The sequence below is a fragment of the Paenibacillus terricola genome (assembly GCF_014779765.1).
Classification (GTDB): Bacteria; Bacillota; Bacilli; order Paenibacillales; family Paenibacillaceae; genus Paenibacillus_T; species Paenibacillus_T terricola.
Genome location: NZ_JACXZA010000002.1, coordinates 408,799 through 432,676 on the forward strand (window position 1 = coordinate 408,799; position 23,878 = coordinate 432,676).

Below are 23,878 nucleotides of genomic sequence, written 5' to 3' on the forward strand. Positions count from 1 at the left end.
AACATAGTCAATCAACAGGAGAGAGGAGTGCGGGAATGACTACCATACGTGTACTGGATGAACAGTTAGCGAACCAGATCGCTGCCGGTGAAGTGGTCGAACGGCCAGCCTCGGTTGTGAAGGAGCTCGTTGAGAACGCAGTGGATGCAGGGGCGACTACGATCGACTTGACGATAGAAGAGGGCGGACTAAATCTTATCCGCGTCATCGACAACGGCTCGGGCATTCAACCGGAAGAAGTAGAGCTTGCCTTTCAGCGGCATGCAACGAGCAAGCTGTTGTCCAGCGCGGACCTATTCCGAATCGCGAGTCTCGGCTTCCGCGGCGAAGCGCTTCCGAGTATTGCGGCCGTGTCCCGCGTCGAGTGCATCTCCTCGCCTACTGCAGATGGACTGGGCTATCGACTCGCCATTGAAGGCGGCACTATTAAGCAGCAGGGACCGGTCAACGCTCAACAAGGGACAGAAATGTCCGTGCGGGACCTGTTTTACAACACGCCAGCGCGTTTAAAGTATATGAAGTCGATTCAGACGGAGCTGGGCCATATCAGCGATTATATGAACCGTATCGCCTTGGCACATCCCGGCATTGCGTTCACGCTTCGTCATAACGGCAATGAGCTGTTGCGGACGCCAGGCACTGGCGATCGGCTTCAAGTTATCGCTGCTGTCTATGGGACAAGCGCTGCGAAGGCGATGTATCCAATCTCGGCGGAAACGCCGGATTATACACTGAATGGCTATATCTCGAAGCCTGAGCTAACGCGTGCCAATCGGAATGCGATTACCATTGTTGTCAATGGCCGTTATATTCGCAGCTTCCTCGTGAATCAAGCGCTGCTGCAAGGGTATCATACTTTGCTGCCGATAAACCGGTATCCGCTCGTTGCACTTGAGATCGGTATGCATCCTTCACTGCTTGATGTCAACGTCCATCCTTCGAAGATGGAAGTAAGGTTCAGCAAAGAGCCGGAGCTTCGAGCTTTAATAGAAGAAGCGGTGCGCAAGGTACTCGGTCGTGACCGCTATATTCCAGAGCCTGCAGCGGATAAAGATGAACGCTCGAAGCCTGTTTATGTACAGGAGCGAATTGCGTTTCATCGACCCGAGCCCGGATTCCCAAGTTCAACTAGTGCGTCTTCAGCGAGCCAGTCGAACAATACAGGGGGCGGACTTTTTGCAGAAAGACCAAATTCTTCACCGTCATTGAATGCATCGTCCGTTCGACCGAGCGCATTCGGAGACAGTCCTCTGAATGCTTCAAGTCAAGCGAACTCATCGCAGGGGGGACAACGGTCAGGCGGGTCATCGTCGAATCGTCCTTCCGAGGGATGGAGAAGCAATTCGCCGATCTTCCCTGAACGGCGCGAGCACGTGCCGCAAGATGCAACAGAGCGGTTGTATGCGCCTGGCACGAAGACGAGTGGATCGATTCGTGAATCATCTTCCGTAGATGATGCCGATTTCTACGCGCCAGCGCCTAACGATCCAATCGTAGACGACTCGGCAACTACAGCACATGACCGGGAAGCTGCAGCTGATCTAACGTTCAGCGCGCAGCAAGCGGCAGCAGCCTCCAGTGCTGCGCCGATGCAAGATAGCACGTTGACAACCGATGAATACGTACAACCTAGCACGGAGACTGTATCAGAAGCGCCGTTTCAGCGGGACCCGGACACGCCTCCTTTTCCAGAGTTGTCGTGGATTGGCCAGCTGCACGGCACCTATTTGATCGCGCAGAGCGAGGATGGTCTGTACATGATTGATCAGCACGCTGCCCATGAACGAATCAACTATGAATATTACGTTGAGAAATTCGGTCGTCCGCAGCAAGCCTCACAGCCGCTGCTCATCCCGATTACGCTGGAGATGACGGCTGGCGATGCAGTCCAACTGCAGGACAAGCTTGAGCTGCTGCGCGAGGTAGGATTAGAGCTGGAGTCGTTCGGAGCGAAGACCTTTCTCGTTCGTTCGCATCCGGAATGGCTGCCGGTTGGCGATGAGCAGTCTATTATAGAAGAAATGATTGAATGGGTTCTGCAAGAGAAACGCAACGTCGATATTCAGAAGCTCCGCGAGAAATCGGCTATTATGTGTTCTTGTAAAGCATCGATCAAAGCGAACCAGCGGCTGACTCGTGAGGCGAGTGAAGTGCTGCTTGCACGTCTTGGCGCATGCCGACAGCCTTATACTTGTCCGCATGGGCGTCCGATCGTTGTGCATATTTCGACCTATCAATTGGAAAAAATGTTCAAACGGGTGATGTCATGATCGTAACAACAGCTGTGAAGCCTTCTGAACAGACGATGGCGAAGGCTAGAGCGCTCGCCGAGGAGCTGTCGGGACGTTTGCAGCTGCGCCGCGGGCAGACGCTGAGCCAACTAATGACAGCAGGTGCAGATGATCAACTGCTCGTTGTGCTTGATAACGAGGTACGCTATTATAAAGGCTCAACCTCAGAACAGCCGCTTTATTATCATCCAAGCATGGCGTTCGTTCGTGTGAAAAGACTGCTGCGCGGAGATCGCGATCCGCTTATCGATCTGTCTGGCTGCGAGCCGGGCGACAGCGTCATAGACTGCACGGCAGGACTTGCAGCTGATTCGCTCGTGTTCTCCATTGCAGTTGGCGCCGAAGGTTCCGTGACTGCGCTGGAGAGCGAGCCGGTGCTGCATGTTGTCGTACGCGAAGGACTGCGCAGCTATGATTCAGGTCTAGCTGAAGCAGATGAAGCGATGCGCCGCATTAAGCTAGTGCGGTCGAATCATACGGACTACTTGTCCAGCTTGCCTGACAACAGCGTCGATATCGTCTATTTCGATCCAATGTTTGAAGAGGCGATTGAGGAATCCAGCGCAATAGGGCCGCTCCGCAGTCTCGCTAACCACGGCAAACTGTCTGAATCGGCTGTGCAAGAAGCCGTGCGTGTCGCACGCAAATGCGTAATGCTGAAGGAACAGAAGGGCAGCAACGAGTTCGAGCGGCTCGGCTTTACCAGATGCAAGACGAAGAAAACATCGAAAATTACGTACGGAGTGATCCCAGTTGACCGAGCAACATGAAGCCCGTGCAAGCAACCATTCACATCACGATGAGCAAGCCAAACCGAAGCTGCTCGTTCTGATCGGACCAACAGCGGTCGGCAAGACACAGCTCAGCTTGGACATCGCAAGGGCGTACAATTGCGAGATCATTTCGGGTGATTCGATGCAGGTGTATCGCGGCATGGATATCGGTACCGCAAAGATCATGCCAGAGGAGAGGCAGGGCATCGTTCATCACTTGATTGATATTCGGGAGCCTGAAGAGTCCTATTCTTCTGCTGACTTTCAAGAAGAATGCCGCAGGCTTATCGCCGACATTACCGCGCGCGGCAAAATCCCGTTCATCGTTGGCGGGACTGGCCTCTACATTGAATCGGTCTGTTATGCCTATGAGTTCGCTGAGAACGGCTCCGATCCGGCGTTTCGCCAGGCGATGGAGCAGTATGCTGATGAACAAGGTGCCGAAGCGCTCCATGCGAAGCTGGCGGAAGTGGATCCGGCATCAGCAGAACGTCTGCATCCGAATGATCGGCGGCGCATCATTCGCGCACTCGAGATATACCGGCTGACAGGCGAGCGGATGTCGGAGCAGCTTGGCCGGCAGACGAAGACATCGCCGTATGAGCTGAGCATCATCGGACTAGAGATGGATCGGCAGAAACTGTATAATCGGATTAATCAGAGAATCGATCTGATGATGGAGCAAGGGCTTGAAGAAGAGGCAAGTCGTATTATCGCGAGGGGCATTCCTTCGGATGCCGTCTCCATGCAAGGGCTTGGCTACAAAGAGTTTATGCCGTATTTTGCAGGACGCTGCACATTAGAAGAGGCGGTTGAGACGCTCAAACGAGATACGAGGCGGTTCGCTAAGCGGCAGTTGTCTTGGTTCCGGCACATGAAGGATATTGACTGGGTCGATGCCGAACTAAATTTATACAACAAAATGCAGGCAGTTCATGGTATAATAGCAGGAAAGTTCTCGCTCAGTCTTGAATATATTTCTAATCAATCTTTTTCGACGGGGGTAACGGCCAATGAATAAAACCATCAACATTCAAGATACGTTTCTAAACCAGCTGCGCAAGGACAGCATCCCGGTTACAGTTTACTTGACCAACGGCTTCCAAATTCGCGGCGTTATTAAAGCATTCGATAACTTCACGATCATAATTGATAGCGAAGGCCGTCAACAAATGGTATATAAGCATGCGATATCGACGTTTACCCCGCAGCGTAACGTTTCTCTGATGCAGGACCATTCGAACGATCACTAATCGGCGGAACTGCCGGTAGCAACTTTCAGCCGACCCGACGCGTTTAACTAAATAGCGGAATGATCATCCGACAACCCGCTCATTAGAGTGGGTTGTTCTTTTCATTTGCGGGTAAAGATAGATATAGAGATAATTGTTTCATTGTATAGGAGGGAGTTCTTCCGTATGACGGACCAACCACGAACAAGACAGAAGAAGGCAACAAGCAGGAAAGGAAAGAAGAAACGGCTGTCAGCAAAGAAAGTCATTATTATTTTGTTCTTCACTGCTGCGCTAGCTGTCGTATGCGGCATTATCGGCTACTTATTCATCATACTGAACGGGGAACGGATACTGGCAGCGAATCAAGATAAGCTCATCATTCCAGAAGCCTCTATTGTATACGATAAGGACAAGAACGAGATCGCATCGTTGTATAAACCGAATGATGCACGCGAGAACGTGGATCTAAGTGAAATCCCAGAACTGCTTCGCAATGCTTTCATTGCGACAGAGGATCAGCGGTTCTATCAGCACTCGGGCATTGATTATTTCTCGCTTGGACGCGCAGTTGTGAAAGATATTGTCGCTAGAAGCAAAGTGGAAGGCGGCAGTACCATTACACAGCAGTTGGCGAAGAATATTTTCCTTACAGCAGACAAGACGTTCTTCCGCAAAGCAACTGAGGCATCCATCGCCATGGCGCTTGAGAACAACATGACGAAGGACGAAATTATTGAGATGTATCTGAATCGTATTTACTTCGGTAAAGGCGTATCCGGCATTAAGCAGGCTTCGGAATATTACTTCGGCGTCGAGCCGAAGGATCTGAAGCTGTGGCAAATGGCTACACTTGCCGGCATGCCGAAAGCACCCAACCGTTATAATCCAATCAACGACCCGGAAGCGTCGCAGACGCGCCGCCAGGTTGTGTTGAAGCTCATGTACGATCAAGGTTACATTACCGAAGAGCAGAAGAACGAAGCTGCAGCAGAGGTTTATGATCCTTCTAAAATGCTGAACGAGAAGGCTAACCCGCAGCTGTATCCTGCTTTTGTCGATTATGTAATCGATGAAGCGGTTGAAGCCAGCGGCATTAGCGAAGAAGAACTTCGCGTCGGCGGTTACAAGATTTATACGACGCTGAATCCGACGGCACAGCAGGTCGTAGAGAAGGAGTTCGCGAACGACGAGAACTTCGAGAAAAGCGAAGACGACGTGAAGGTTCAAGGCTCCATGATCATTATGGATCACAGGAGCGGCGAGATCCAAGCGATCGCAGGCGGCCGCGACTATCAGAAGAAGACGTGGAACCGTGTAACGAAGGCTAGACAGCCAGGTTCATCGTTCAAGCCGATTTCTTCCTATGGTCCAGCGCTAGAAACGGGCGATTTCACACCGAGCTCCACACTTCGGGACGATAAACAATGCTTCGGCAATTACTGTCCTTCGGACTCTAACAGAGTCAAATATATCGGCGCAGTCAGCATGAAACAGGCGATTAAAGAGTCGCGTAACTTGCCTGCGGTATGGCTGCTTAATCAGATCGGCGTAAGCAAAGGCGTTGATTTCGCGAAACGATTGGGCTTCAATCTGACAAGCGATGACCGCAACCTTGCGATTGCGCTGGGCGGGTTGACGAATGGCGTATCACCGCTTCAGATGGCGACTGCGTACAGCGTGTTTGCCAACGAAGGCAAAAGTGTCGATCCGCATACTGTATTGCGTATCGACAACAGCAATGAAGATCCGGTGTATACGTACCATGCACCAAAGGCAAAGCAGCTTATCAAGCAGTCGACAGCGGAAGGTCTTACTGAAATTATGTCGGGCGTGACTGAACAAGGCGGTACAGGTGTCAAAGCGCGTCTCGATCGTCCTGTAGCGGGCAAAACAGGTACAACGCAGCACGGTATTAAAGGTCTTCAATCAAGCGCGAACCGCGATGTTTGGTTTGTCGGGTATACGCCTGAATGGACAGCAGCCGTGTGGATGGGTTACGATAAGACGGATGAGAAACATTTGCTGCATAATAGCAGCGGTCAGGCAGCAGCCATGTTCGGTAAGGTCATGACTGCCGCAATGAAGAATGTACCGCGTTCCAGCTTTACGAAGACTACGCCACAAGAGCCAGAGAAAACAACCGATACGGCGCCTGCGCAGGTAACGGGGTTGAAAGCGCAATATGACACCGTTTCGAAATCGGTCAAGTTGAGCTGGAATGCAGTCGAAGGTGCAGGCTTGACCTACCGCGTATATCGCAAAGAGTCGGGCGAAGCCGAATTTACCCGTGTATTCGAGCTTGCGGATAACGGCAATGTAGAAGATATGAGTGCTGCTCCGGGCTTGTCTTATCAATATTATGTTGCGGCGTATAACGCTGAGGCAGATCTTGAAGGCACGCCATCGGCTGCAGTTGCGCTTGATATTCCGCCAGAAGAGCTGGAGCCAACCGAACCGACTGAGCCGCCGGTAGAACCTCAGCAGCCGGGAGAAGGCACTGATAATCAAGGAAATAATGGCAGTGGCAATAACGGGACTGGCAGCAATGGCAATGGTTCCGGAACTGGAACAAACAACGGGAATGGCAGCGGTACAGGCGGCACAGGCAATACAGGCACAGGTAACGGTAATGGTTCTAACAACAATACGAATCAGAACGGTACCCCGCCTGCAGAAGGCTCAGGCAGCACGGGGGCCGGCACGGGATCCACACCTAACGCAGGAGCAGGCAATGCGGGAGGCGGCAGACCATCGGAACCTGCCACGAGTAATGGGTCGAACGGATCGAATGATCCAATCGTACCCGATGTCGTAGTTCCGGCACCGTAAGTTCGCGATGCGCCGGCCCTTTCGATGTCGGCTCGAATGGATCAGACGATAGGTTTGGCTGAATTAGAGGAGAAGCGAGGAACAGTCGGATGATGAAGAGGAAGTTCGCGCGTTACAGCTTTGTAATGCTGTCCATCCTGCTGCTTGCGATAGCAGCAGTAGGATGCGGCAGTAAGAGCAAGAACGAAAGTGCGCTCCAGCAGACAGCAACCGCAAGCGGAGCGACAGCCAAGCAATGGTCCGAAATGCCCGAAATGTCGATAGACCCGAAGAAGTCGTATACAGCGACGTTCCATACGAGCAAAGGGGATTTTAAAGTCGAGCTGTTCGCCGATGAAGCGCCGACAACGGTTAACAACTTCGTGTTCTTGGCGAAACAGAAATTCTATGAAGGCATTACGTTCCATCGCATTATCGAGACGTTCATGATTCAGACAGGGGATCCGAACGGGGACGGTTCAGGCGGTCCAGGCTATCATATTCCGGACGAGCTGGGTTCGGATCTGAAGTATGAGGTTGGCACAGTCGCGATGGCTAGAACGAGGGCTCCGGATTCCGGCGGCAGTCAATTCTTTATCTGTACAGGTGACGATGCTGCGAACCTGAACCAAACGCCGGACTACGCGATATTCGGTAAAGTTATCGAAGGTATGGATACGGTTATGGCGATTGCGAAATCGCCGGTCGAGATGTCGGCGTCAGGCGAGATTTCGAAGCCGGTGGACAAGATTACGATCAACTCGATTGACATTGAAGAGAAATAAGTCAACAATTGAATAGCTAGCATGGGGGCTGCCAGAGACGTCATTGTAGACGACGATGGCGGTCCTTCTGCTTTTGTGTACCCGCATCGAATCCGATGGTGCTTGTATAGGTGGACAACGAAGCATGGTTTATTTTGTCCGTAAGCTGGTGAAGCAACCTAAGATGTGGTAAGCTTTTTTTAAAGGAAAAATGTTGGAAGTATGCTTGTTTGGAAAGACTGGCTGCTTAGACGGCAGCTTTTTCTCACAATCCAAGAACGTATAAGTTTTCATCTTATACGTTCTTGGATTTCTCCGGAATGAAACGAACGATACCGGCATAATGACGGAATAGTCGTTTCACCTCGCATCTTAACGGAAAGGTACGTTCCGCATGAAACGAAAATTTTCGGACCGAGCAAATTGGCGGCGTATTTTGCGTAAGAGCTATATGTGTCTTGCCATGGACGGCGACGAGTTCAGAGGACTCGTCACATTTTATCGGATTCACGAATTACGCGAACCGTTGTGGAAGGAATACAATGGCAGACGACTATGCCTTGCGGATCGCGGCTACTTATGGATGCAGCACTTCCCGCGCGGCGAACATTTTGTTGTAACGACGATGTTTGATGACAAGGGCAGAGTAGTACAGTGGTATATTGATGTTTGCAAGACGCAGGGAATGACGGAGCAGCAAGTGCCTTGGTTTGACGATCTATACCTAGACATCGTTGTGCTGCCTTCCGGTGAAGTGTTCCTGCTCGATGAAGATGAGCTGGAAGATGCGCTTCGCCAAGGCGAGGTGACGTCCAAGGATGCAGCGATGGCACGTAAGACGGCGGGAAGACTGCTGTCTGCTATTCGCAATGGACGATTCCGTTATTTTACGCTCAGTCTCAAGCATCGGAAGAGCTTGTCAGAGCGCTCGGGAGAGTTGAGTGAATCGTGAATAAGGCAATCCACAGGCCGCACAAGCTAAGCAGCGGTTCGCGTCGAAGACGCAAACGCAAGCCGCTGCTTATTTTGCTGCGGATTGTCGTTTCTATAGGGGTATTGGGTGTTCTCTGGTGCGCATATTTGCTGTGGCTTATTAACAGCTCGAGCCCGCCGAAGTCGATTCCGAAGAGCGATGCTGCCATCGTATTAGGCGCTGCGCTATGGAACGACAAGCCAAGTCCCGGATTAAAGGAACGACTTGATCGCGCTTATTTGTTGTATAAAGAGGGGAAAGCGGACAAGCTTATTCTGACGGGCGGCAACGATCATAACGGATCGACGTTGACTGAAGCAGAGGGCATGCAGAATTACTTGGTTTCGCTAGGTGTTCCGAAAGAAAAGCTGTTGCTCGAGAAGCAAGCAACGAGTACTTACGAGAACATGGTGTTCAGCAAAGCGATCATTGAACGGGAGAAGTTTCATTCCATCCTCATCGTTACCCACGATTATCATGCATCTCGATCGAAGGAGATTGCTGATTACGTCGGTATTACTCATGCAACGATGGTGCCATTCCATTCGAAGGTGCTGAAGCCTGTATATAACCAATCGCGTGAAGCGCTCGCTTACACGAAGTGGAAAGCGGACGCCGTTCTCATGCATTTCGGCTGGTCAACGGGCGATTTGACAATACCTTATTTTAATAAATAACGATCCCTACACTCTTTGGTATCGTTGGTAGTCGGAGCCAATATCGGTTTTCAGATCCCTCAGGGGTCCATTCGCAGGAGCGTCTGTAGTTGAGCGTGTCCGAATGGACGAAAGCGAGGAAAAGCACAAAGTTGCTTAGGTGCATCGAATTGTATGCAAGCGTTCGAGTCTTTCTAGACAATCACCAACAGTCCACTTCAATTCGACGTCCCTAGACCAGTCCTGTGGGATTCCTAAGGGTAAAGGTTTCCTTGAGGAAACCACATCGGAAGCATCGGCTTGGCCCTTGGGGGCCCTCCCTTGCAGGGAGGGTTTGGGTGGGTAGAATGTTTTATCATACTTTTTGGCCCACTGCCGGAATATGCTTGATATAGCGGCAGCAGCGCGGCGCATGTCCGCGTCATCCATGTTAGGCTGCCAGCAGCGACGGGATCGAAGGGACAGGTGATCGAGCGAATGAACAATGGCATAGCTTCAGGGGCGAAGAGCGGCACTCGGCCATCCCGCCAAATTAATGTCGTACTACGAAGCCAAGAAGCAGGAACAGCCCCTGCGCCGTTAGCGGATAATGAACCTTTGCCGGTCGTAAAACCGCTGCCTCCTGGCGATCATTATGCAGATATTCAGCGTGAGCTGGATGTCATGGTCGGTTTAGATAATGTGAAGTCGCTTATTTATGAGATTTATGCCATGCTTCAAATCGCGCATATGCGAAGCGAAGCAGGATTGAATAGCGGCGCGCATGTGTACCATATGATTTTCAAAGGAAACCCGGGAACTGGCAAGACGACGATTGCTCGGATCGTTGCAAAGCTGCTGCAGAAAATGGGCGTTCTAACCAAAGGTCATCTCATTGAAGTCGAACGTGCGGATCTTGTTGGCGAGTATATCGGACATACGGCGCAGAAGACGCGTGATCTCGTGCGTAAAGCTAGCGGCGGTGTCTTATTCGTCGATGAAGCTTATAGTCTGGCTCGAGGCGGCGAGAAAGACTTCGGGAAAGAAGCGATCGATACACTGGTGAAGGCGATGGAGGATATGCGGACGCAGTTTGTGCTCATCCTTGCGGGGTACCCGGCGGAGATTGATTATTTTCTACAGACGAATCCCGGTCTGCCATCGCGCTTCCCTATTCAGATTGACTTCCCAGATTATTCGATAGATCAGCTGATTCAGATTGCCGAGATGATGGCGAAGGATCGTGATTACGTTCTGCAGCCCCAGACGGTGTTCAAAATGCGTCAGCATCTTATCCAAGAGAAGCAGCTGTCGTTGTTCTCGTTCAGCAATGCAAGGTATGTGCGCAATATGATCGAGAAATCGATCCGTCACCAGGCGGTGCGCCTACTGTCGCAATACTCGAACAGTGTTCCAGGCAAGCAGGAGTTGATGGCGATACGCCCGGAAGATTTGCGATGCGAAAGCCAGAGCAGCAGCGGAAGACGGGACGGATTGCTCGGATAGACAGGATACATGAATAGGGTCCACACGCAGCAATGGAAGGAGACCAACAACGTTACATGAAACATACAAGTCATGAAGTAGATAATGGATTAGTGGATCGCGCAGTGCTCGTGAGCCTCGTGACGTCGGAAGATAAACGAAGAAGCGGGATGAATCCCGAGCAATCGCTCGCGGAGCTTGTTAACCTCGCAGAGACAGCAGGCGTTGAAGTGTTGACGACGATGACGCAGAACCGCGAATCGGTAGATAACAAATGGTTCATCGGCAAAGGCAAAGTCGAAGAGCTGCGTGCGATTTCTGACGAGCTTGGCGCGACTACTGCGATTTTCGATCAGGAGCTATCTGGTGCGCAAGTGCGTAACCTTGAAGAATCGCTTGATCTGAAGATTATTGACCGCACGCAGCTTATTCTCGATATCTTCGCACAACGTGCGAAGACACGTGAGGGCATTCTTCAGGTGGAGCTGGCGCAGCATAGCTACCTGCTGCCACGACTCTCCGGTCACGGCAAAAATCTGTCGCGACTTGGCGGCGGCATTGGCACACGTGGACCTGGTGAATCGAAGCTGGAGACCGATCGTCGTCATATCCGGGATCGAATCTCGGATCTTAAGCATTCCCTCGAGGAAGTTGTACGTCATCGACAGCTGCATCGTGAACGCCGCAAGAAATCAGGAGCAGTGCAGGTTGCGCTCGTAGGTTATACGAACGCCGGCAAATCAACGCTGCTGCGTCAAATGACAGATGCAGATGTTTACGTTGAGAACCAGCTGTTCGCGACGCTTGATCCGACTTCGCGGACGCTGGAACTGCCTAGCGGCAAAGAAATTATTCTGACGGACACCGTTGGTTTCATACAGAACTTGCCGCATGATCTGGTCGCTGCCTTCCGAGCGACATTGGAAGAAGTATGTGAAGCAGATCTTGTGCTGCACGTCGTAGATAGTTCTTCCGAGACGCGAAGCGAACAGATGGCGGTCGTAGAAGAAGTGCTCGGAACGCTTGGCGCTGCTGGCAAACCGACGCTTGTTGTGTACAATAAGAAGGATCTATGTCCGCCAGAAGATCGGATGCTGCTGCCAGACGGCTGTGATTCGATTGTCGTGAGCGCATATGACGATGCGGATCTCGAGAAGCTGCGCCAGACGATACAAGATCGGCTTGCTGGCGACACGCGAACTTTCGTTATTCCGGCGGAGCGGGGCGATCTGATCGCGCTTGTCTATCGCACGGGAGAAGTGAAGGAACAGGATGTGGACGGCGATCAGATGGTGCTGACCGTCGAGCTGAATAAGCAGGACTATGAGAAGCATACGCGCATCTTGGAGCCTTTCATTGCACCAACTACGTAATTTAACGATTTGATTGCTTGGAGTTAAGGGAGAGAATATTCGTTATGCATCAAGAAGAAACGGTATGGACACACTTGGAAAGTTGGGCGGAGGCGGCCGAACGGCGCGTTTCCGCTTCTTTTTCGCAGCTGGATCGGACTGCGGAACGCAACCAATGGAAAGTCATTCGAGCGTTCCAGCGCCATCAGGTAAGCGATTTTCATTTTAACGGGTCAACGGGTTATGGCTACAACGATCGAGGCCGCGAAATTCTTGATCTCGTCTACGCCGATGTGATGGGGGCTGAGGCGGCGCTCGTCAGACCGCATTTTGTATCGGGTACGCATACGATTGGCACTGCGTTGTTCGGCATACTCCGCCCGGGCGATGAGCTGCTCTATATTACAGGCAGACCGTACGATACGCTTCACAAGGTTATCGGCAAGCCGAATGATGGGACAGGTTCGCTGCAGGATTGGGGAATCGGATACGGCGAGGTCGAGCTGCTGCCTGATGGTCTCGTGGATTGGGATGCAGTTGCCAGCCGAATTAACGAGCGAACAAAGGTTATCGGCATACAGCGTTCTCGCGGTTATGATTGGCGCTCCTCGTTCACCGTTGAACAGATAGGCGAGATGGTGAGCCGGGTGAAGGCGATTAAGCCGGATGTCATCGTATTCGTAGATAACTGCTATGGCGAATTTACAGAATTGACGGAGCCAACCGAAGTAGGCGTCGATCTCATGGCAGGCTCTTTGATCAAAAATCCCGGCGGCGGCATTGCCTCGACCGGCGGTTATATTGCAGGTAAAGCCGAATACGTAGAGGCCGCGGCATTCCGCTTGACGGCACCAGGCATCGGCGGCGAGGTTGGCGCTATGCTCGGAACGCTTCGCGGGATGTACCAAGGGCTTTATTTTGCTCCGCATACGGTTGGACAAGCGCTCCGTGGATCGGTATTTGCGGCAGCGCTGTTCGAAATGCTTGGCTTCGAGACGAAGCCTGCTTGGCATGAGCAGCGCACAGACCTTATTCAAGCGATTCGTTTCGGCAGCGCCGATCATCTCATCGCTTTCGTTCAAGGCATTCAGCGGGCATCTGCGGTAGATGCCCATGTTGTTCCTGAACCATGGGATATGCCGGGCTATGAACATCCAGTTATTATGGCAGCGGGTACGTTCATTCAAGGCGGCAGCCTTGAGTTGTCAGCTGATGCGCCGATTCGGGAGCCTTACATCGCCTATATGCAAGGTGGACTTACTTATGCTCATGTGAAATTTGGTGTGCTTACGGCGTTAAGCCGTATGGCTGAACGCGGAATCTTACACGTCAAACCTGCCACAACTTGACGCCTTATGTTAGGAACGTTACAATAAAGGCATAACTCGGAAGTGGAAGGTTGATGCGAACATGGGTGACGAAATACGGAGAAATATGGCGCTTTTCCCGATCGGAATCGTCATGAAACTCACCGACTTGACCGCTCGTCAAATTCGCTATTACGAGCAGCATGAATTGATTGTGCCGGCGCGTACGTCGGGCAATCAACGGTTGTTCTCTTTCAACGACGTAGAACGTCTGTTGGAAATCAAATCGCTCATTGAGAAGGGTGTTAACATCGCAGGCATTAAGCAAGTGATGAACCCGCTCAACACGGAATCCGAAGAAGCTACGGTTATGAGCGAGCAATCCGAAGTGAAGCGTCGCGAGCTGTCTGATGCACAGCTGCATCGACTGCTTAAGCAGCAACTGCTGGAGAAACGTCCAGGCAACAAAGCATCGCTTATTCAAGGCCAGCTTTCTCGTTTTTATAACAAGCATTAAAGCGCTGTCATTCTTAACGGCACCTTGATGAGCTCGGCTGTATTTTAAACACCCTTTATAAGCGCTATGCACCACGGACTTTACGATATCCATATCTGTACGATGAAGGAGATGATCTTGTGGGTTACACGAAAGAGGACATCCTGCGTATTGCGAAGGAAGAGAACGTCAGATTCATCCGGCTGCAATTTACCGATTTGCTCGGTACGATCAAGAACGTTGAAATCCCAGTAAGCCAGCTGATGAAGGCTCTTGATAATAAAATGATGTTCGACGGCTCTTCTATCGAAGGATATGTACGGATTGAAGAATCCGATATGTACTTGTATCCGGACCTCGACACATGGGTCGTCTTCCCGTGGGTTACGGAAGACCGCGTTGCACGTCTGATCTGCGATATCTATATGCCTGATGGTACGCCGTTTGCTGGTGATCCGCGCGGCATTCTGAAACGCTCGCTGAAGGAAGCGGAAGAGATGGGCTACACGTCGATGAACGTTGGTCCAGAACCGGAATTCTTCCTGTTCAAGACGGATGAGAAGGGCAATCCAACGACTGAACTTAACGACCAAGGCGGATATTTCGACCTTGCGCCGATGGATCTGGGCGAGAACTGCCGCCGCGAGATCGTACTTACGCTTGAAGAGATGGGCTTCGAGATAGAAGCATCTCACCACGAGGTTGCACCAGGTCAGCATGAGATCGACTTCAAATATGCAGAAGCGATCAAAGCAGCGGACCAGATTCAAACGTTCAAGCTCGTCGTTAAGACGATTGCACGCCAACATGGCCTTCATGCATCCTTCATGCCTAAACCGTTGTTCGGTGTGAACGGTTCCGGTATGCACTGTCACATATCGTTGTTCCAAGGCGATAAGAATGCCTTCTACGATGAGAGCGACAAGCTTGGTCTCAGCTCGACGGCACGTTATTACATGGCTGGTATTCTGCATCATGCACGTGCTTATGCAGCAATTACGAACCCTACCGTTAACTCGTATAAGCGTCTCGTACCTGGCTATGAAGCACCATGTTATGTAGCTTGGTCCGCAAGCAATCGGAGCCCGATGGTACGTATTCCAGCATCCCGCGGCCTCAGCACACGGATCGAAGCACGTAACCCGGACCCTGCGGCGAACCCTTACCTTGCACTTGCTGTCATGTTGAAAGCAGGTCTGGACGGCATCAAGCACAAAATGCCGCTGCCAGCACCAGTTGACCGCAATATCTACATCATGAGCGAAGAAGAGCGCATTGAAGAGGGCATCCCAAGTTTGCCAGTTGATCTCGCAGAAGCGCTTCAAGAGCTGCTCCGCAGCGATGTCATCTGTGAAGCACTTGGCGAACATGCACTTGCTCACTTCTACGAGCTGAAGGAAATCGAGTGGGACATGTACCGCACGCAAATCCACCAATGGGAACGCGACCAGTACCTGACTCTTTACTAATCAGCGAACGCCGAGCATAGCAATTTTTAAACAAATGAAGCACGATAACGAACCTAACGGTGAGTTATCGTGCTTTTTTGTGTGTCTTAATTAATTGGTTCGGCGCAGTCCCAGTTAATCAAATTATGGCTCTAAAGGGGCGAAGCGCCTTACATGGTCGAGCATCAACCAAGAGCGTGTCCCGCAGGGACGACAAGCGGCTCCAAGCACGAAATTAGGATCGAGCTCCTCCACCTATCTCATTCATCTACCGTATCTAGACACCTCAAACGTTAAGCGTGTCCCGAACAGGGACGAAAGCGATCCTTTCACCCAAGCACCAAGAACGCGAGTCCAGGAGTCCAGAGGGCGGAGGCCTTTGGAGCCCTCCCTCTTAGGAGAGGGAGGGTTTGGGAGGGAGTGGATCATTATTGTCATCAAAAAGTAAAACAAAAACCCCGGACAATGTCGAATCGTCCGAGGTTCTGTATATCATAGTATGACAAGTTCAGTGAAGCAAGGCTGACATGCTGTCGTATAAAGATGTCAGCTTGTCCGTGTCTTAATGAATGTCGCGGAATAGGCCGATGACTTTGCCGAGAATGGTAACATGCTTCAAACGAAGCGGCTCCATTGTTGGATTCTGAGGTTGGAGACGAATATGGTCGCGCTCCTTGTAGAACGTCTTAACCGTTGCTTCGTCTTCTTCAGTCATTGCAACGACGATATCGCCGTTCGTTGCAGTTGGCTGCTGGCGGACAATGACATAGTCGCCGTTATGAATGCCTGCTTCAATCATACTGTCGCCGATAACGTTCAGAATGAAGACATCATGATCGCCAACCATGTGGGTTGGGAGCGGGAAATAGTCTTCGATGTTCTCAGTTGCTGTAATAGGAACACCGGCAGTAACCTTACCGACGATAGGAACTTTCGCGAACGAAGTGGAGAAATTATCGGATGCGGAAGGTCCGTCGCCATCCAAAATCTCAATAGCGCGAGGTTTCGTCGGGTCGCGTCGGATAAAGCCCTTCTTCTCAAGTCGATCCAAATGGCCGTGAACGGTGGAGCTGGAGGCCAGTCCGACCGCTTCACCGATCTCACGAACGGAAGGCGGATATCCTTTATCCCGAACTTCGTTCTTGATAAATTCAAGAATTGCCAGCTGGCGGTTGGAAAGCTTCGACACCATCATCACTCCAAAAATAAGATTATAGCAAATTATAGCACAGAACCCGAGTTCGTACAAACATAAGTTCGAGGGCACATTCGTTCGTAAATTAAACAGAACAATTGTTCGTAAAATGTGTTGACCCGAACAACTGTTCGTGGTATATTATGGACAACAAATAGAACAAACGTTTGGGGTGCGAATAACAATGATGAATACGACAAGCATGACAGCTTCTTATAATAGAATGAACGTACGGACGACGACGCGCGGCAGATCGACACAAGGCGCTCGTTTGAACAAAGCGCAGAAGCAGGCGCTGATGGTTGTATTGAAGTGGGGCTTTGCTTTAGCTTTCGCGGTTATCTTATTCTGTGGGGCATTAATGGTAATGACAGAAGCTATGAGCGATCAACCTGCGGAGCCAACTGCAGGCGAGTCCGTTGTCTATGTGGCACCTGGTGACACGCTCTGGAGCATTGCGTCTGCAACAAGTGATGGTGATATCCGGGAGCGCGTGTTCGAGATTAAGACGCGTAACAATCTTGACTCCGATGTTCTTAAGTCGGGTCAGATGCTCATCATACCCGTCTAATATAGTAGAAGTAAGATAAGATGGCTTCATCGGGAGATCCCCTGATGAAGCCATCTTTTTTCATACAATCCGTTAAAACCATTCAATAATAGGCGCTTTCACCTTGACAATGGATTGTCGAAAGTGTCAAAGTAGTAGGATAATGCGAACAAGTGTATAGCAGAAAGGAGATGCAGCAAATGGAAGAGCTTATCGCGCGGATTAACGAGCTGTCGCGTAAACATAAAACGGTCGGTCTGACAGAGGCGGAAACCGAAGAGCGTGTGCGGCTTCGGAAACAGTATTTGGACGTCTTCAAAGGCAACTTCCGCAACCAGCTTGATTCGATCAAATGGGAAGGCGAAGAGGAACAGCCGAAGGGTCATTAATTTTTCATCGATAGAAACGTGACGTTCCCGACTTATATCAAGTATGATTAGATTATATTGGATATAAGATGGAGGGATGGACATGCAGTATCGATTGCTTGGCAATAGTGGGTTGGCGGTGTCGGAGCTGTGCTTGGGCACGATGACATTCGGCAATACAACAGATGAACAAGATTCACTTCGCATGGTTGACCGTTTCGTTGAGCTTGGAGGCAATTTTCTAGATACAGCCAACGTTTATGTTGGCGGACGTTCCGAGGAAATTGTCGGCAAAGCGATCCGGTCGCGCCGTTCGGAGCTTATCGTTGCAACGAAGGTACGGTTTCCGACTGCTGCCCATCCGAATGGTGGAGGCCTGTCGCGGAAGCATATAATGGATTCTATCGATGCGAGTCTAACTCGTCTTGGAACGGACTATATTGACTTGTATCAAGTTCATACATGGGACAAGGCAACGCCAATCGAGGAAACACTACGTGCACTGGATGATCTGATTACTTCTGGCAAGGTTCGTTACATAGGTTGTTCGAATTTCTACGCTTGGCATCTGATGAAGGCGCTCGCGGTGAGCGATGCGCGTCATTATGCACGTTTTGTATCCATTCAGCAGCAGTACAGCCTAGTTAGTCGCGAGATGGACCGCGAGCTGATGGAGCTGTGTCTGGAAGAGAACATCGCTGTCATTCCATGGGCTCCTATTGGCGGTGGTTTCTTGTCTGATCGCTATGGTACGACATATCCAACAGAGGGTCGTCTTGCAAATCCGAATGGTGGAGAAAGCTCTTGGGCTGTTCGTGGCAGCGAGCGTAATTTTGCTATCCGAGATGCGGTTCAGAAGGCAGCGAAGGAGCTCGGACGTTCGACATCGCAAGTTGCCCTTCGTTGGCTCATTCAATGCAAGGGGATTACATCGCCGATATTCGGCGCTCGTACATTGGAGCAATTCGAGGACAATATGGGCGCGATCGGCTGGGAGATGCCAGAAAGCGTCTGGGCAAACCTCGATGAAGCAAGTGAGCTCCCATCCGAATATCCGAAACGTTTCATCAAGAAGTTCAGCAGAGGGCTCAACGACTAAAGAGGCCGCTGCATCACTGAAGGAGTGTGCAATCCGTGTCACGTTCATGGGAACGCAAGGTTCGCAACAATATGAATCAACTGAACAAACAGCGTAAGAAGCAGGGAATCCAGACACCGATTGTTCCATCTGGCGAGCGTGCAGATACGTTCAAAGGACGCAGCTATATTGGACCGATTCTGCTTGTACTCATCACGGCGATGTATTCATTGTTCGTAAGACCGGATAGTACGCAGTCAACGATGTATTGGGTTACAATCGGCTGTTATTTGTTCTTAGCATTGCTGTTCGTATTACGCCGTCCTTACATAAAAGTCGGTACCGATTACGTTCAAACGCGCAAATTCAGCGGTGACCGTCGGTTGAAGCCGGAAGACATCAAGTCGATCACAGCGCAAGAAGGATACGTTGTTATCGAGCGTGTTCGCGGCAGTAACTGGGTGTTCTCACGTATTATGAACCGTTACCCAACGACGGAAATTGCGGAGCGTCTGAAGCAATTTGCGAAGCAGCACGGCGTTCAGTTTAGCGAGAAATAATCAGAGGAACGACCATAGAAGAGTTGAGTAGGGAGAGACAAGATCAATGGCTAAGAAGGCAGTTCTTTTCGATTTGGATGATACTTTGCTGTGGGACGATCGCAGTGTGAAGGAGGCGTTCGAGGCGACTTGCCGCTATGCAGCCGAGAAAACTGGCGTAGACGTGGCAGCGCTCGAGGAATCCGTACGCAAGGAAGCACGCGCTCTGTATGAATCGTACGAGACGTTCCCATTCACGAAGATGATCGGCATTAACCCGTTCGAAGGCATGTGGGGCAATTTCACAGGCGGTGAACTGGAATCGTTCCGTGCAATGCAGGCGCTAGCGCCTGGCTACCGCAAAGATTCTTGGACGCTCGGCTTGAAAGCACTTGGCATTGAAGATGCAGCCCTTGGCGCTGAGCTTGCGGAGAAGTTCCCAGCTGAACGCCGTTCGCGTTCTTATGTATATGAGGAAACGTTCCGTCTGCTGGACCATCTGAAGGGCAAGTACAAGCTGCTTCTTCTGACGAACGGTTCGCCTGACTTGCAGCAAGAGAAGCTGGACGGCGTACCGAATTTGATTCCGTACTTCGACCACATTATTATTTCTGGCGCATTCGGTAAAGGCAAGCCTGACGCTTCCATCTTCCAACACGCTATGGAGAAGCTGGGCATTACACCGGAAGAGGGCGTTATGGTCGGCGACAAGCTGACGACGGACATTCTCGGTGCGAACACGGTAGGCATGACCTCGGTGTGGATTAACCGTCACGGCATGCAGCGTACGGATGAGATCGTACCTTCATTTGAAATTACGCATCTGGAAGAGCTGCTCCCAATTATCGAATAGTCGAACATAATCTGCACAAGCACGACAGCAGATACAGGATGAATAGAGGGCGTTTCCCGATCATCAGCCGATGATGGGAACGCCCTTTTGTAATGTTCAAAGTTCCCTATTTCCAATTGGAGATGAGAAACGCTAACGATCTTATGTAGTAAAATTGTGCTTGATTCTCCTGCAAAGTAATGCAAATTAAAGCGCCTGTCGACGGATTGTCCTTTTCACGTTGTCAGGATTCTGTTAGACTGTAAGGTAATGATTTTGTCGAAAGCGAAGTGATGTTAGCATGACGAAACCCGACTTGAAGCAGTTGATGCAAGAACGCATTCTGATTATGGACGGCGCTATGGGTACAATGATTCAGCAAGTGGACCTGACTGCTGAGGATTTTGGCGGTGAGGAACTCGAAGGCTGTAACGAAATGCTCGTATTGACGCGTCCTGATGTCATTCAAAAGATACATGAACAATACTTGGAAGCTGGCGCCGATATTCTGGAAACGAATACATTCGGTTCAACGAGCGTCGTACTGCAAGAGTACGATATTCCCGAAAAAGCGCGCGAGCTGAATCTAGTTGCAGCTAAGCTGGCTGTCGATGCAGCGAAAAAATATACGACGCCTGACAAGCCGCGTTACGTAGCTGGTGCGATGGGACCAACAACGAAGACGCTGTCGGTTACGGGCGGCGTAACGTTCGACCAGTTAGTTGAAAGCTATTATGAGCAGGCGCTAGCACTCATTGAGGCTGGCGTAGATGCGCTGCTGCTCGAGACAAGCCAAGATACGTTGAACGTCAAAGCCGGCGGTATCGGTATTCGCCAAGCGATCGAAACAACAGGCAAAGAGCTTCCGATCATGATCTCGGGTACGATCGAACCGATGGGCACCACGCTGGCAGGTCAGACGATTGAATCGTTCTATCTGTCGCTCGAGCACTTGAAACCGATCTCGATTGGTCTAAACTGCGCTACAGGTCCAGAGTTTATGCGTGATCATATCCGGACGTTGCATGAGATTTCGTCCGCAGCGATCAGCTGCTATCCGAATGCGGGCCTTCCGGACGAGAACGGACAGTATCACGAAACGCCGGATTCGCTGGCTGCTAAGATGGCAGGCTTCGCGGAGAGCGGCTGGCTCAACGTAGCAGGCGGCTGCTGCGGAACGACGCCGGCACATATTAAAGCGATGGCGGAGACGATGGCGAAATTCGCGCCGCGTTCTAAGGTGGGCGAACATTTGCCTGCAGTAACAGGCATCGATACCGTCTACATCGAAGATGCTATCCGTCCGATCATGGTCGGCGAACGGACGAACATCTCCGGTTCGCTTCGTTTCAAGCGTCTCATCAAAGAAGGTTCGTTCGACGAAGCTTCGGAGATTGCACGCTCGCAGGTGAAGAATGGTGCTCAGATTATCGATATCAACTTGCAGGACACGGATGTGGATGAAGAGTACGCGGTACATCAATTCATTCCGCAAGTGGTGAAGAAGATTAAAGCGCCGCTCATGCTCGATTCGACTTACGATCATATTATTGAGCTCGGACTCAAATACTCGCAAGGCAAAGCAATCATAAACTCCATTAACTTAGAAGATGGCGAATCGAAGTTCGAGAAGATCGTTCCTCTGATGCACAAATATGGCGCATCGGTCGTCTGTATTCTGATCGATGAGCGGGGTCAAGCGGTATCGCGTCAAGCGAAGATGGAAGTAGCGGACCGTGCGTATGATCTGCTCGTGAACAAATATGGCGTTACGCCGGACGATATCATTTTTGACCCGAACATGTTCCCGGTTGGTTCCGGTGACCCGCAATATATCGGTTCCTCGGTCGAGACGATCGAAGGCATTCGGATGATTAAAGCGAAGTATCCGCGTGCGAAGACGATTCTCGGTCTCTCCAACATCTCCTTCGGTCTGCCGCCTGCAGGCCGCGAGGTGCTGAACTCCGTTTATCTGTACGAATGTACCAAGGCGGGGCTGGATTACGCGATCGTTAACTCGGAGAAAATCGAGCGTTACGCATCCATTTCTGCTGAAGAGCGGAAGCTTGCGGAAGATCTCATCTTCAACACGAATGATGAGACGCTTGCAGCATTCGTTGCAGCGTTCCGCGATAAGACGATCGTGAAGAAGGAGAAAGCGACGAACCTGACGCTGGAGGAGCGCCTTGCTTCTTACGTCGTTGAAGGTACGAAGGAAGGTCTCATTCCCGATCTGGACGAAGCGCTGACGAAGTATGCTCCGCTCGAGATTATTAACGGTCCGCTCATGGCGGGCATGGAAGAAGTAGGCCGACTGTTCAATGGCAACGAGCTGATCGTGGCAGAGGTGCTGCAGAGCGCCGAGGTCATGAAGGCATCGGTTGCGCATCTGGAGCAGTTTATGGAGAAGGAAGAGTCGTCCGTTAAGGGTAAAATCATTCTCGCAACGGTTAAAGGCGACGTTCACGATATCGGTAAAAACCTTGTCGAGATCATCCTCTCGAACAATGGCTACAAAATTATTAACCTTGGCATCAAAGTTCCGCCAGAGCAGCTGATCGAAGCTTACCGCAATGAGAAGGCAGACGCGATTGGTCTGTCGGGTCTGCTCGTTAAGTCGGCTGCGCAGATGGTCATAACGGCACAAGACTTACGTTCTGCAGGTATCGACGCGCCGATTCTAGTCGGCGGTGCTGCACTGACGCGGAAGTTCACGAAGACACGGATTGCACCGGAGTATGATGGTCTCGTATTGTATGCGAAGGACGCAATGGACGGGCTCGATATTGCGAACAAGTTGGTTGATCCAACGCATCGTGAGAAAATCGAAGCCGATCATGCAGAGCTTCGCGCTGCAGGCTTCGGCATTGCGGAAGAGCCGAAAGTTATGCCAGAGCTGACTCGCGCGGTACGTTCGAACGTATCGGCGACAGTGCCAGTCATGGTTCCGCCAGATTTGGAGCGTCACGTACTGCGTAACATCCCTGTTGCACAGGTTGTTCCTTATGTGAACATGCAGACGCTGATGGGGCATCACCTTGGCTTGAAGGGCAATTACGATAAGCTTATCGCATCGGGCGATTCGAAGGCCGAACAACTGAAGGAAACCGTTGACGGCATTATCCGCGATGCGGCTGCGAATGGTTCGATCAAAACACATGCGATGTACCGTTTCTTCCCGGCACAATCGGAAGGCAACGACATCATTATCTACGATCCAGCCGATCATTCTAAAGTGCTGCATCGCTATTCGTTCCCGCGCCAGAACGTAGAGCCATTCTTGTGCTTGGCTGACTTCCTTCGTTCGAAGGACAGCGGCGAGATGGATTACGTTGGTTTCCTCGTCGTAACGGCAGGTCATGGCATCCGTGAACGTGCGGAAGCGTACAAGGACAAAGGCGACTATCTGCTCTCGCATGCGATTCAAGCGACCGCGATCGAGCTCGCAGAGGGCCTTGCAGAACGCGTTCACCATATCATGCGCGATATCTGGGGCATCTCCGATCCTGTCGACATGACGATGGCACAGCGTCACGGCGCGCGCTACACTGGCATTCGTGTGTCGTTCGGTTATCCAGCATGTCCGAACCTTGAGGATCAAGGACCGCTGTTCGAGCTTATGAAGCCAGAGGATATCGGCGTACAGTTGACCGAGGAATTCATGATGGAGCCGGAAGCTTCGGTATCGGCGATGGTATTCGCTCATCCAGAAGCACGTTACTTTAACGTGGATAAAGCTTAATTAGAAG

The 23,878-nt window shown here is 51.1% G+C and carries 20 protein-coding genes; 19 read left to right on the top strand and 1 reads right to left on the bottom strand.

The genetic code is table 11. The features are described from left to right. Positions 1-35 precede the first annotated feature (35 nt). From mutL to glnA, 13 genes are all read left to right on the top strand, one after another. On the top strand, positions 36-2,270 hold the full coding sequence (gene mutL / locus H8B09_RS09165; protein WP_191203204.1) for a DNA mismatch repair endonuclease MutL: 2,235 nt from the start codon (positions 36-38) through the stop codon (positions 2,268-2,270). Continuing rightward, positions 2,267-3,061 (top strand): class I SAM-dependent methyltransferase, encoded by a 795-nt coding sequence (locus H8B09_RS09170; RefSeq protein ID WP_191203205.1) that lies wholly within the window; start codon positions 2,267-2,269, stop codon positions 3,059-3,061. The genes mutL and H8B09_RS09170 overlap by 4 nt, the downstream gene beginning before the upstream one ends. Continuing rightward, complete coding sequence (gene miaA / locus H8B09_RS09175) at positions 3,045-4,085, top strand: tRNA (adenosine(37)-N6)-dimethylallyltransferase MiaA (protein ID WP_191203206.1); 1,041 nt, start codon at positions 3,045-3,047, stop codon at positions 4,083-4,085. The genes H8B09_RS09170 and miaA overlap by 17 nt, the downstream gene beginning before the upstream one ends. Beyond that, a complete protein-coding gene (gene hfq / locus H8B09_RS09180; RefSeq protein ID WP_110044891.1) occupies positions 4,078-4,317 on the top strand; it encodes an RNA chaperone Hfq in 240 nt (79 codons plus the stop codon). The genes miaA and hfq overlap by 8 nt, the downstream gene beginning before the upstream one ends. Before the next feature lie 165 nt (positions 4,318-4,482). Beyond that, positions 4,483-7,128 (top strand): transglycosylase domain-containing protein, encoded by a 2,646-nt coding sequence (locus tag H8B09_RS09185; RefSeq protein ID WP_191203207.1) that lies wholly within the window; start codon positions 4,483-4,485, stop codon positions 7,126-7,128. Between the two features lie 89 nt (positions 7,129-7,217). Further along, positions 7,218-7,892, top strand: coding sequence for a peptidylprolyl isomerase (locus H8B09_RS09190; RefSeq protein WP_191203208.1), 675 nt, complete (start codon positions 7,218-7,220; stop codon positions 7,890-7,892). 373 nt (positions 7,893-8,265) lie between these two features. After that, positions 8,266-8,823: a ribonuclease FAU-1 family protein gene (locus H8B09_RS09195; RefSeq protein WP_110044894.1), complete on the top strand. Its 558-nt coding sequence runs from the start codon at positions 8,266-8,268 to the stop codon at positions 8,821-8,823. Continuing rightward, a complete protein-coding gene (locus H8B09_RS09200) occupies positions 8,820-9,521 on the top strand; it encodes a YdcF family protein (RefSeq protein WP_318152565.1) in 702 nt (233 codons plus the stop codon). The genes H8B09_RS09195 and H8B09_RS09200 overlap by 4 nt, the downstream gene beginning before the upstream one ends. 456 nt (positions 9,522-9,977) lie before the next feature. Then, complete coding sequence (locus H8B09_RS09205) at positions 9,978-10,985, top strand: AAA family ATPase (protein ID WP_191203209.1); 1,008 nt, start codon at positions 9,978-9,980, stop codon at positions 10,983-10,985. Positions 10,986-11,041: 56 nt separating this feature from the next. Beyond that, positions 11,042-12,337: a GTPase HflX gene (gene hflX, locus H8B09_RS09210; protein WP_191203210.1), complete on the top strand. Its 1,296-nt coding sequence runs from the start codon at positions 11,042-11,044 to the stop codon at positions 12,335-12,337. A 44-nt stretch (positions 12,338-12,381) separates the two neighbouring features. Further along, positions 12,382-13,665: a methionine gamma-lyase family protein gene (locus H8B09_RS09215; protein ID WP_191203211.1), complete on the top strand. Its 1,284-nt coding sequence runs from the start codon at positions 12,382-12,384 to the stop codon at positions 13,663-13,665. Positions 13,666-13,726: 61 nt separating this feature from the next. After that, the gene (locus H8B09_RS09220) at positions 13,727-14,140 is read left to right on the top strand and encodes a MerR family transcriptional regulator (protein ID WP_191203212.1); all 414 of its coding nucleotides are present in this window, start codon (positions 13,727-13,729) and stop codon (positions 14,138-14,140) included. Positions 14,141-14,259: 119 nt separating this feature from the next. After that, entirely contained in the window at positions 14,260-15,588 is a 1,329-nt protein-coding gene (gene glnA, locus H8B09_RS09225; protein WP_191203213.1) for a type I glutamate--ammonia ligase, read from the top strand. 541 nt (positions 15,589-16,129) lie between these two features. On the opposite strand, the gene lexA is transcribed toward glnA, so the two are convergent. Next, the gene (gene lexA / locus H8B09_RS09230) at positions 16,130-16,756 is read right to left on the bottom strand and encodes a transcriptional repressor LexA (protein WP_191203214.1); all 627 of its coding nucleotides are present in this window, start codon (positions 16,754-16,756) and stop codon (positions 16,130-16,132) included. 190 nt (positions 16,757-16,946) lie between these two features. Between lexA and H8B09_RS09235 the strand changes: the two genes are divergently transcribed. From H8B09_RS09235 to metH, 6 genes are all read left to right on the top strand, one after another. Then, positions 16,947-17,333, top strand: a complete 387-nt coding sequence (locus tag H8B09_RS09235) for a LysM peptidoglycan-binding domain-containing protein (protein ID WP_224753423.1) — start codon at positions 16,947-16,949, stop codon at positions 17,331-17,333. Between the two features lie 179 nt (positions 17,334-17,512). Beyond that, positions 17,513-17,701, top strand: coding sequence for a DUF896 domain-containing protein (locus H8B09_RS09240; RefSeq protein WP_191203216.1), 189 nt, complete (start codon positions 17,513-17,515; stop codon positions 17,699-17,701). 82 nt (positions 17,702-17,783) lie between these two features. Next, the gene (locus tag H8B09_RS09245) at positions 17,784-18,779 is read left to right on the top strand and encodes an aldo/keto reductase (protein WP_191203217.1); all 996 of its coding nucleotides are present in this window, start codon (positions 17,784-17,786) and stop codon (positions 18,777-18,779) included. Between the two features lie 35 nt (positions 18,780-18,814). Next, entirely contained in the window at positions 18,815-19,318 is a 504-nt protein-coding gene (locus H8B09_RS09250) for a hypothetical protein (RefSeq protein WP_191203218.1), read from the top strand. 46 nt (positions 19,319-19,364) lie between these two features. Continuing rightward, on the top strand, positions 19,365-20,150 hold the full coding sequence (locus H8B09_RS09255; protein WP_191203219.1) for an HAD family hydrolase: 786 nt from the start codon (positions 19,365-19,367) through the stop codon (positions 20,148-20,150). A 280-nt stretch (positions 20,151-20,430) separates the two neighbouring features. Then, the gene (gene metH, locus H8B09_RS09260) at positions 20,431-23,871 is read left to right on the top strand and encodes a methionine synthase (protein ID WP_191203220.1); all 3,441 of its coding nucleotides are present in this window, start codon (positions 20,431-20,433) and stop codon (positions 23,869-23,871) included. Positions 23,872-23,878 lie beyond the last annotated feature (7 nt).

Bases quoted from the DNA above. Each gene is read 5' to 3' on its own strand.
- H8B09_RS09215 (WP_191203211.1), top strand. From the start codon at position 12,382: ATGCATCAAGAAGAAACGGTATGGACACACTTGGAAAGTTGGGCGGAG.
- H8B09_RS09185 (WP_191203207.1), top strand. From the start codon at position 4,483: ATGACGGACCAACCACGAACAAGACAGAAGAAGGCAACAAGCAGGAAA.
- H8B09_RS09255 (WP_191203219.1), top strand. From the start codon at position 19,365: ATGGCTAAGAAGGCAGTTCTTTTCGATTTGGATGATACTTTGCTGTGG.
- H8B09_RS09220 (WP_191203212.1), top strand. From the start codon at position 13,727: ATGGGTGACGAAATACGGAGAAATATGGCGCTTTTCCCGATCGGAATC.
- H8B09_RS09190 (WP_191203208.1), top strand. From the start codon at position 7,218: ATGATGAAGAGGAAGTTCGCGCGTTACAGCTTTGTAATGCTGTCCATC.
- H8B09_RS09195 (WP_110044894.1), top strand. From the start codon at position 8,266: ATGAAACGAAAATTTTCGGACCGAGCAAATTGGCGGCGTATTTTGCGT.
- hflX (WP_191203210.1), top strand. From the start codon at position 11,042: ATGAAACATACAAGTCATGAAGTAGATAATGGATTAGTGGATCGCGCA.
- H8B09_RS09170 (WP_191203205.1), top strand. From the start codon at position 2,267: ATGATCGTAACAACAGCTGTGAAGCCTTCTGAACAGACGATGGCGAAG.
- mutL (WP_191203204.1), top strand. From the start codon at position 36: ATGACTACCATACGTGTACTGGATGAACAGTTAGCGAACCAGATCGCT.
- H8B09_RS09205 (WP_191203209.1), top strand. From the start codon at position 9,978: ATGAACAATGGCATAGCTTCAGGGGCGAAGAGCGGCACTCGGCCATCC.
- H8B09_RS09245 (WP_191203217.1), top strand. From the start codon at position 17,784: ATGCAGTATCGATTGCTTGGCAATAGTGGGTTGGCGGTGTCGGAGCTG.
- H8B09_RS09240 (WP_191203216.1), top strand. From the start codon at position 17,513: ATGGAAGAGCTTATCGCGCGGATTAACGAGCTGTCGCGTAAACATAAA.
- H8B09_RS09235 (WP_224753423.1), top strand. From the start codon at position 16,947: ATGATGAATACGACAAGCATGACAGCTTCTTATAATAGAATGAACGTA.
- hfq (WP_110044891.1), top strand. From the start codon at position 4,078: ATGAATAAAACCATCAACATTCAAGATACGTTTCTAAACCAGCTGCGC.
- metH (WP_191203220.1), top strand. From the start codon at position 20,431: ATGACGAAACCCGACTTGAAGCAGTTGATGCAAGAACGCATTCTGATT.